Origin of the sequence: Streptomyces sp. NPDC059564, assembly GCF_042735575.1 — a bacterium.
Lineage (GTDB): Bacteria > Actinomycetota > Actinomycetes > Streptomycetales > Streptomycetaceae > Streptomyces.
Map to the genome: position 1 here is coordinate 1 of NZ_JBHWBP010000646.1, position 1800 is coordinate 1800.

General features: G+C 70.7%; 2 protein-coding genes. Both read left to right on the forward strand.

Annotation, left to right across the window (positions count from 1 at the left end; all coding sequences use genetic code 11):
- Positions 1–65 precede the first annotated feature (65 nt).
- On the forward strand, positions 66–1172 hold the full coding sequence (locus tag ACFV0Q_RS41255) for an LLM class flavin-dependent oxidoreductase (protein WP_385013213.1): 1107 nt from the start codon (positions 66–68) through the stop codon (positions 1170–1172).
- The gene (locus ACFV0Q_RS41260; protein WP_385013215.1) at positions 1169–1777 is read left to right on the forward strand and encodes an FMN reductase; all 609 of its coding nucleotides are present in this window, start codon (positions 1169–1171) and stop codon (positions 1775–1777) included. The genes ACFV0Q_RS41255 and ACFV0Q_RS41260 overlap by 4 nt, the downstream gene beginning before the upstream one ends.
- The last annotated feature ends 23 nt before the right edge of the window (positions 1778–1800 follow it).

Consider the following 1800-nt stretch of genomic DNA (forward strand, 5'->3'; position numbering starts at 1 on the left):
GGTCCCCCCTCGTCGGCGCCCGGCGTTTTCCACCCCACACCATTGCCGGAAAGATAGAGAGACCCATGCAGTTCGGCATCTTCACAGTCGGGGACGTGACCCCCGATCCGACCACAGCACGCACTCCGTCGGAGCACGAGCGCATCAAGGCGATGGTCGCCATCGCGCTCAAGGCGGAGGAGGTGGGCCTGGACGTCTTCGCGACCGGCGAGCACCACAACCCGCCGTTCGTGCCGTCGTCCCCGACCACGATACTCGGGTACATCGCCGCCCGTACCGAGAAGCTGATCCTGTCCACCGCCACGACACTGATCACCACCAGCGACCCCGTGAAGATCGCCGAGGACTTCGCGATGCTCCAGCACCTCGCGGACGGCCGGGTGGACCTGATGCTGGGACGCGGAAACACCGGGCCCGTCTACCCCTGGTTCGGGCAGGACATCCGGCAGGGCATTCCACTCGCCCGGGAGAACTACGGGCTGCTGCACCGGCTGTGGCGCGAGGACGTCGTGGACTGGGAGGGCAGGTTCCGTACGCCCCTCCAGGGCTTCACCTCGACGCCCCGCCCGCTGGACGGCATTCCGCCGTTCGTCTGGCACGGCTCCATCCGCTCCCCGGAGGTCGCCGACCAGGCGGCCTACTTCGGCGACGGCTTCTTCCACAACAACATCTTCTGGCCGGCCGAGCACACACGGCGGATGGTCCAGCTGTACCGGCGGCGCTACGCCCACCACGGTCACGGCCGGCCCGAGGACGCCATCGTCGGTCTCGGCGGGCAGGTCTTCATGCGGAAGAACTCGCAGGACGCAGTGCGGGAGTTCCGCCCCTACTTCGACAACGCCCCGGTATACGGCCACGGACCGTCCCTGGAGGAGTTCACCGAGCAGACCCCGCTGACGGTGGGCTCCCCGCAGCAGGGCATCGAGCGGACCCTCGCCTTCCGCGACACCGTCGGCGACTACCAGCGGCAGCTGTTCCTGATGGACCACGCGGGGCTGCCCCTGAAGACCGTACTGGAACAGCTCGACATCCTCGGCGAGGAGGTGGTGCCCGTCCTGCGCGCGGAGTTCGCGAAGGGGCGCCCCGCCGAGGTGCCGGACGCGCCGACGCACGCGTCGCTGTCCGAGGCCCGGGAAGCCCGGGAAGCCCGGGACGAGGTGAGCGTCGTATGAAGCTCGTCGCCGTGTCCGCGGGGCTGAGCACACCGTCCTCCACCCGTCTGCTCGCGGACCGGCTCACCGAGGCGGTCCGTGGCGAACTCGCCCCTCAGGGCCTCGAAGCGCAGACCGAGGTCATCGAGCTGCGCGAACTGGCCGTCGCCGTCGCCAACCACCTCGTGACCGGTTTCCCGCCTCCCGCGCTGGCCGCCGCGATCGACGCGGTGACGGGGGCCGCCGGCCTGATCGCGGTCACTCCCGTCTTCACCGCCTCCTACAGCGGCCTGTTCAAGTCCTTCTTCGACCTGATCGACCCGGACGCCCTCGCGGGCAAGCCGGTCCTGATCGCGGCGACCGGAGGCACGGCCCGCCACTCGCTGGTCCTGGAACACGCGCTGCGCCCGCTCTTCTCCTACCTGCGCGCCGACGTCGTACCCACCGCGGTGTACGCGGCGTCCGAGGACTGGGGATCGGGCGGCGACGCCTTCACGGAGGGACTGCCCGCGCGCATCCGGCGGGCGGGCGGTGAGCTGGCCGCCCTCATGGCCGCCCGCCCGTCCCCGGCCGCAACCCAGCCCGACCTCACCGCCCACCAACGCCAGCAGTCCGACCTGCCCTAAGACAGAGGCCGGCCGCCCCCGGC